The sequence below is a fragment of the Hydrogenophaga sp. genome (assembly GCF_030651625.1).
In the GTDB taxonomy this organism is placed as follows: domain Bacteria; phylum Pseudomonadota; class Gammaproteobacteria; order Burkholderiales; family Burkholderiaceae_C; genus Hydrogenophaga.
In genome coordinates, this window is sequence record NZ_JAUSCF010000019.1 from 1 (window position 1) to 6,583 (window position 6,583).

Annotated in this window: 7 protein-coding genes; 6 read left to right on the forward strand and 1 reads right to left on the reverse strand. The window is 66.1% G+C overall.

Features of this window, described 5'->3' with window-relative positions; genetic code table 11:
- The 6 genes from Q7V46_RS07110 to Q7V46_RS07135 all read left to right on the forward strand — a co-directional run.
- Positions 1-638: aldolase/citrate lyase family protein (locus tag Q7V46_RS07110; RefSeq protein ID WP_304912831.1), on the forward strand; the 638-nt coding region annotated here is incomplete at its 5' end.
- Positions 639-657: 19 nt separating this feature from the next.
- On the forward strand, positions 658-1,533 hold the full coding sequence (locus tag Q7V46_RS07115; protein ID WP_304912832.1) for a class II aldolase/adducin family protein: 876 nt from the start codon (positions 658-660) through the stop codon (positions 1,531-1,533).
- Between the two features lie 28 nt (positions 1,534-1,561).
- Complete coding sequence (locus Q7V46_RS07120; RefSeq protein WP_304912833.1) at positions 1,562-2,587, forward strand: 2-dehydropantoate 2-reductase; 1,026 nt, start codon at positions 1,562-1,564, stop codon at positions 2,585-2,587.
- Between the two features lie 40 nt (positions 2,588-2,627).
- Positions 2,628-3,443: a LuxR C-terminal-related transcriptional regulator gene (locus Q7V46_RS07125; protein ID WP_304912834.1), complete on the forward strand. Its 816-nt coding sequence runs from the start codon at positions 2,628-2,630 to the stop codon at positions 3,441-3,443.
- Between the two features lie 90 nt (positions 3,444-3,533).
- Positions 3,534-4,619 carry an aromatic ring-hydroxylating dioxygenase subunit alpha gene (locus Q7V46_RS07130; protein WP_304912835.1) on the forward strand — a complete coding sequence of 362 codons (1,086 nt, stop codon included), beginning with the start codon at positions 3,534-3,536 and terminating at the stop codon, positions 4,617-4,619.
- A 19-nt stretch (positions 4,620-4,638) separates the two neighbouring features.
- Entirely contained in the window at positions 4,639-5,655 is a 1,017-nt protein-coding gene (locus Q7V46_RS07135; protein ID WP_304912836.1) for a TRAP transporter substrate-binding protein, read from the forward strand.
- A 27-nt stretch (positions 5,656-5,682) separates the two neighbouring features.
- Here Q7V46_RS07135 and Q7V46_RS07140 read toward each other — a convergent pair whose 3' ends face one another.
- Positions 5,683-6,303, reverse strand: a complete 621-nt coding sequence (locus tag Q7V46_RS07140; RefSeq protein WP_304912837.1) for a MarC family protein — start codon at positions 6,301-6,303, stop codon at positions 5,683-5,685.
- Between the last annotated feature and the right edge of the window lie 280 nt (positions 6,304-6,583).

Genomic DNA, 6,583 nt, shown 5'->3' on the forward strand with positions numbered 1-6,583 from the left:
CGCAAGCCATCGCGGCCTACCCGGGCACCCAGGCCGTCGCCCGCGTGCCCACGGGCGATTCGGTCTTGATCAAGCAGTACCTGGACGTGGGCGTTCAGACCCTGCTGGTGCCCATGGTCGACACACCCGAGCAGGCCGCGCAGCTGGTGCGTGCGTGCCGCTACCCGCAGGACGATGGGCAGGGCGGCATTCGCGGCATGGCCGGCGCGCGCGCTTCCCGCTGGGGGCGTTTTCCGAACTACGCGAAAGAGGCGAACGCGCAGGTCTGCCTGCTGGTACAGGCGGAGACCCGCGCCGCGCTGGAACAGCTCGACGCCATCGCCGCCACCCCCGGGGTCGACGGCGTGTTCATCGGCCCGGCCGATCTGTCGGCTTCGATGGGCCACGTGGGCAACCCCGGCCACCCGGAGGTGCAGGCCGCGATCGAAGATGGCATCGCGCGCATCCTGCGCGCCGGCAAGGCGCCCGGCATCCTGACCAGCGACGAAGCCCAGGCCCGTCACTACCTGGCGCTGGGCGCGGTGTTCGTCGCGGTGGGGCTGGACACGCAGATCCTGATGCGCCAGACCACCGATCTGGCGGCGCGCTTCAAGGGTTTGGATGCCACACCTGCGCCGGCCAAGGGCGCGGTTTACTGATCGATCTTCAGGAGGTTCCATGAATGCTGCCCTGCAACCCGACACCGTGCTCCCCGCCGGCATGCACCCTGACGAATGGGCCGCGCGCCTGGAGCTCGCCGCCTGCTACCGCGTATTCGCCATGCTGGGCTGGACCGAGATGATCTACAACCACATCACGCTGCGCCTGCCGGACAGCGTGGGAGCAGGGGGACGCCCCGCCGCCGGGCCGCCCCAAGGCGGGGCAGCCCCCTCGGGGGGCAGCGACCCGCGCGAGCGGCGGAGCGTGGCCCCCAAACAATTCTTGATCAACCCCTTTGGCTTGCACTACAGCGAAGTCACTGCCAGCAACCTCGTCAAGATCAACCTGGAAGGCGAGGTGCTCGATGGCTCACCACACCCGGTCAACCCGGCCGGTTTCACCGTGCACGCGGCCATCCACGACGGTATCGAAGGCGCCCACTGCGTCATGCACACACACACCACCGCCGGTGTGGCCGTCGCTTGCCTCAAAGAAGGCCTGCAACAGACCAACTTCTACACCGCGCAACTGCACGGCATGGTGGCCTATCACGACTTCGAGGGCATCACCATCCACGCTGAAGAGGGGCCTCGCGTGATACATAGCATCGGCACCAAGCCTGCTGTGATCTTGCGCAACCACGGCCTGCTGGCCTGGGGTGCCACGCTGCCGCAAACCTTCGCCATCCTGTGGACGCTGCAGCGCGCCTGCGAAATCCAGCTCGCCACCTTCAGCATGGGCGGCGCGCAGGCGGCCATTCCCGTGGCTGAAGCCGTGGCAAAAAAATGCACCCGCGACGCGCTGCAGTTCAACCCGAACCATGGCGCTGGCCGTGACGTGTTCGATGCCCTGGTGCGCCAGGTGAATCGCATCGACACCAGCTACCGCGACTGAATCTCCAACTTCTTCCGAAAGCCCCCACATGCCAGACGCACAAGCCCCCTCTTTTCAACGCGTGACCATTGTGGGCGCCGGTGCCATTGGCGGCTGGCTGGGCGTGCATCTGGCGCAGGCCGGCTGTGGCGTGAGTGCATTGGCCCGTGGCGCGACCTTGGCGGCGCTGCGCGAGCATGGGCTGCGCTTGCACCAGGGCGGTGTCCTTCGGCAGACCGCCGTCAACGCTTCGGGCAGTGGCGAAGAGCTGGGCGTGCAGGACCTGGTGGTCATTGCCGTGAAAGCCCCTGCACTGGCCTCGGTCGCGGCAACGATCGGTCCGCTGATCGGCCCGGATACGGTGGTACTCACCGCCATGAACGGCGTGCCCTGGTGGTTCTTCGAGGGCTTTGGCGGTGCGCTGGCTGGCACACCGCTGCAGGCCGTTGATCCAGGTGCCCGCATCGCGCAAGCCATCCCGGGCCGGCACGTGATCGGCGGCGTGGTGCACGTGAGCTGTTCGGTGGATGCGCCCGGCGAGATCCGTCACCACTTCGGCAATGGCCTGATTCTGGGAGAGCCCTCTGGCCAGTCCAGCGAGCGGCTGGCTACCCTGGTGGCGCTGCTGCAGCGCAGCGGTATTGCCACCACCGCGTCGCAGCAGATCCAGAAAGACGTCTGGTACAAGCTCTGGGGCAACATGACGGTCAACCCCGTGAGTGCGCTCACCGGCGCCACCACCGACCGCATCCTGGGCGATCCGCTGGTGCGCGAGTTCATCAGCGCCGTCATGCTGGAAGCCAAGGCCATTGGCGAGCGCATCGGTCTCCCCATCGACCAGCAACCGGAAGACCGACACGCGGTCACCCTCAAGCTGGGCGCGTTCAAGACTTCCATGCTTCAGGACGTGCAAGCCCGCCGCCCGGTGGAGCTGGACGCCCTGGTGTCCGCGGTGCGCGAACTGGGGCAGCTCACTGCTGTGCCCACACCGTTCACCGACGCGTTGCTGGGCTTGTCGCGCCTGCAGGCCCAGACGCTGGGCCTGTATCCCTTGGCCGTCGCGCAGCAGGGTTAGCCCCCTTCCGGTGGCCAGGCCGCGCAACCAGAATCGCAGCATGCCCGCCACCTGGACCTTCGACGCGCCCCACGGAGGCCAACTGCTGCCGGCAGCCGCCGTCGCTGGCCTGCTTGAAGTGGCCAGCGCGCCACTGAGTGCCGAACGCCTTCTTCGTGCCATTGAACCGATGGTGCCGGTGGAGCACCTTTCGCTGGTGTCCTTTCGGCGGCACACACCCGAACTGATCGAAGGGTTTTCTTCGCATACCCGTGATCGCAACGTGGTGGCCGAATGCTTCGCCATATACCGTCGAAGCTACTTCCGCAGCGACGCCATCATGAGCATGGCCGACCAGGTCGCGCACCGTCCAGCGCGCGAGGTAGCGGTGATGCATTGCAGGGCCGACGAACTGCCCGTGGCTGGTTGGCGCGACGACATCTATGTGCGTGAGCGTCTCACCGAGCGTTTCACCCTGTTGCACGCGCCAGCACCCGGTGCGGTGCAGGCCATCCACCTGTACCGGGACCACCGGCATGGCCAGTTTCAGCCGCACGAGATCGAGCAGCTGCTGGCGCTCGCGCCGCTGTTGCGGCAGGCGCACCACGCCGCGCTGGGGGCAGGCGCGGCCATCGCGGACCGACAGGCGCAGATCGCCCAGGCCGCAAGGCGGCTGGAGCGACTGGCCCCTGCGCTTTCGCCGCGTGAACGGGCTGTGTGCGCGCGCATCGCTTGCGGCCTCAGCGCCGACGGCATAGCCGCCGATCTGGACGTGGCGCCGTCCACCGTGCTCACCCTGCGCAAAAGGGCCTACCTGAAGCTATCGGACACCGGCCTGCCGGCACACCGCCTCGGTCTGGCCCGCCTGCTCGCCTGAAACCCCCGCCCGTCCCCCTCTGAGGGGACAGACCGTTCGCGAGCGCCCCGTAGCATGAACCAAACAAAGACAGAACCCAAGGAGACACCCATGTGGTTGCGCAACTGCTGGTACGTGATCGCATGGGATCACGAGATCCCGGCCGCCGACGACCCCAAGTTGTTCACCCGAACCGTTTTGAGTGAACCCGTGTTGGTCTACCGCACCGGCAGCGGCGAGATGGTGGCGCTGGAGGACCGCTGCTGCCACCGCCACGCGCCGCTGTCGGTGGGCCGGCGCGAGGGCGACTGTGTGCGCTGCGGCTACCACGGTCTGAAGTTTGACGCGCAGGGCCGCTGCGTGGAAGCACCGGGGATCGACATCGTGCCCCCCAAGGCCTGCGTGCACCGATACCCGGTGGCTGTGCGAAACCGGTGGGTGTTTGTGTGGATGGGCGATCCTGCCAAGGCCGACATTGCCCTGCTGCCCGACAACTTCAGTTGCGATCACCCCGATTGGAAAAACCGGCCTGGTTACCTGCATTACGACACACCTTACCTGCTCATCTGCGACAACCTGCTGGACTTTTCTCACCTGAGCTACGTCCACGAAAAGTCACTGGGCGGCTCCACGCGCATTGCGCAGTCCCGTCCCCTCATTGAGCCGGTGCCCGGTGCCACCGCCGACTGGCCGCAGATGGGTATCAAGGTCTCGCGCCATGTGAACGATGTGCCGGCACCGCCGTTCTACCAGCGCTTCCGCCAGTTCGACACCAACCTCGACCGCTGGTTCATCTACGAATTTCTGCTACCGGGCACATTGCTGATGCACTCGGGAGGGCGGCCTACCGGGTCTGCTCCAGAGGCGCCTGGCCCCTCGGTGCGATTGCACAGCTGCCAGACCCTGACCCCGGAGACGGCCCACACCACCCACTATTTCTTCCAGCAGTCGCACCCGGCGCGCGAAGGCGACGATTCCGTTACCGAGAGCATCTACAACAGCCTCATTGGTGCCTTCAACGAAGACCGCGACATGATCACCGCGCAACACCGCAATATTTCGCTCAATCCCGCACGACCAATGATGCCGCTGGCCATGGATGCCGCTCTGATCCAGTTCCGCCGCCTGCTGGAGGCGCGCGTGCGCGCCGAACACAGCGCGGCCATCGTTTCACCCCCACCGGCCCTTGAGGCCTGAACATAACGGAGATAACCAGATGAAATTGCCCAACGCCCGACTCGCGCCTCTGACCGTAGCCCTGTTGATGACCACGGGTCTGGCCAGCGCCCAGACCGTGCTCAACGTGTCCACCTGGCTGCCACCCTCGCACGGCGCCACCATGGCGCAGAACCAATGGTGCGAAGCGGTGGAGAAGGAAACCGCCGGCAGCGTGAAGTGCAACCTGCTGCCCAAGGCCGTTTCAGCGCCGCCCGGCACCTTCGACGCGGTGCGCGATGGCCTGGCCGATGTGTCCTACACCGTGGATGGCTACACGCCGGGTCGGTTCATCTTCACGCAGGTGGCGGAGTTTCCGTTTCTGGGCGACAGCTCCACCGCCACCAGCGTGGCCTACCAGCGCATCTACGACAAGTACTTTGCGCCGCTGGGCGAGCATCGGGGAGTGAAGGTGCTGGGCGTGTTCACCCACGGCCCCGGCATCATTTTCACGGTCAAGCAGCCGGTGACCAGCGCCGCCGATGCCGCCAAACTCAAGTTCCGCATTGGCGGCGGCAACATCAACGAGCTCTCGAAGCTCATGGGCTGGAACACCACGCTCAAACCCGCCACCGAATCGTTCGAACTGCTCTCCACCGGTGTGATGGACGGCACCTTCTTCCCTGACGAATCATTGCAGTCCATGCGGCTGAACATGGTGCGGTACGCCACCACCTTCCCTGGCGGCCTCTACAACACCAGCTTCGTCTTCATGATGAACCCGGCCAAATACAACGCGCTCAAGCCGGAAGAAAGGGCCGCCATCGACAAGGTCTCGGGAGAAAACGCCGCGCGCCTGTTCGCTGCAGGGTGGGACCGCACCGACGCCGCCTCGCGCGAGATCCAGAAGACCACCGGCGTGCAGCGCCAGATGGCCAGCGACGCTTTCGTGAACGAGGTGAAGGCCAAGCAGGCTGCGCTGGAAGACAAGTGGGCGGCAGCGGCCGAAGCCAAAGGCCTGAAGAACGCCCGGGCCGTGCTCGACGAATTCCGCGCTGAAACACAAAAGTTGAAGTGACCGAAGCAACTGGCGGAACCGACGGTACTACCCCGCCAGCGCCGGGAACAGTTTCACCAGCCCGGTGGCCATCACCTCCACCGACAGCGCAGCCAGGATCAGACCCATCAACCGCGTCATCACGTTGATGCCGGTCTGGCCCAGGAAGCGGGAGATGGGCTGGGCCAGTGTGAAACACACCGCAGTGGCCAGCGCGATCACCACACCGTAGCCCACCAGGGCTGCGTGCTGCAAAAAATTCTGGGCCTGGTCGGCGTAGATCACCACCGTGGACATGGTGGCCGGTCCGGTGAGCAGCGGAATCGTCAGTGGCACCACCGCGATCGAGGCACGCGCCGAAGCGTCGTTCACCTCTTCCTGCGTGGCCTTGGCCTCGGCCGGTTGCGCGTTCAGCATGGCCAGAGCAGAGGTCAGCAGCAGCATGCCGCCCCCCACCTGGAAGCTGGCCAGCGAGATGCTGAAAAACTCCAGAATCTGCAGGCCGATGATGGCGCAGGTGGCGATCACCGCGAAGGCGCTCACTGCAGAAATCAGCACCGTTCTCTGCCGCTGCTGGCGCGAGAAGCCCTGCGTGTAGTGGATGAAAAACGGCACGATCGCCAAAGGGTTGACGATGGCCAGCAGAGTGATGAGCGGTTTGAAGTCCATGGGCATGCGGCGTGGTGGCAGCATGGATTCTGCACCCACAGCCGAACGTTCAGCCGGCGGGTGCAGGCAGCCGGTCCGGCACCGGGCCGCCCCAAGCAAGGTCAGCCCCCTCGGGGGGCAGCGACCCGCGCAGCGGCGAAGCGTGGGGGTAACGAACAGACCGCAGCGCAGGGCCGCCCCAAGCAAGGTCAGCCCCCTCGGGGGGCAGCGACCCGCGCAGCGGCGGAGCGTGGGGGTAACGAACAGACCGCAGCGCAGGGCCGCCCCAAGCAAGGTCAGC

Bases quoted from the DNA above. Each gene is read 5' to 3' on its own strand.
- Q7V46_RS07115 (WP_304912832.1), top strand. From the start codon at position 658: ATGAATGCTGCCCTGCAACCCGACACCGTGCTCCCCGCCGGCATGCAC.
- Q7V46_RS07120 (WP_304912833.1), top strand. From the start codon at position 1,562: ATGCCAGACGCACAAGCCCCCTCTTTTCAACGCGTGACCATTGTGGGC.
- Q7V46_RS07125 (WP_304912834.1), top strand. From the start codon at position 2,628: ATGCCCGCCACCTGGACCTTCGACGCGCCCCACGGAGGCCAACTGCTG.
- Q7V46_RS07130 (WP_304912835.1), top strand. From the start codon at position 3,534: ATGTGGTTGCGCAACTGCTGGTACGTGATCGCATGGGATCACGAGATC.
- Q7V46_RS07135 (WP_304912836.1), top strand. From the start codon at position 4,639: ATGAAATTGCCCAACGCCCGACTCGCGCCTCTGACCGTAGCCCTGTTG.
- Q7V46_RS07140 (WP_304912837.1), bottom strand. From the start codon at position 6,303: ATGGACTTCAAACCGCTCATCACTCTGCTGGCCATCGTCAACCCTTTG.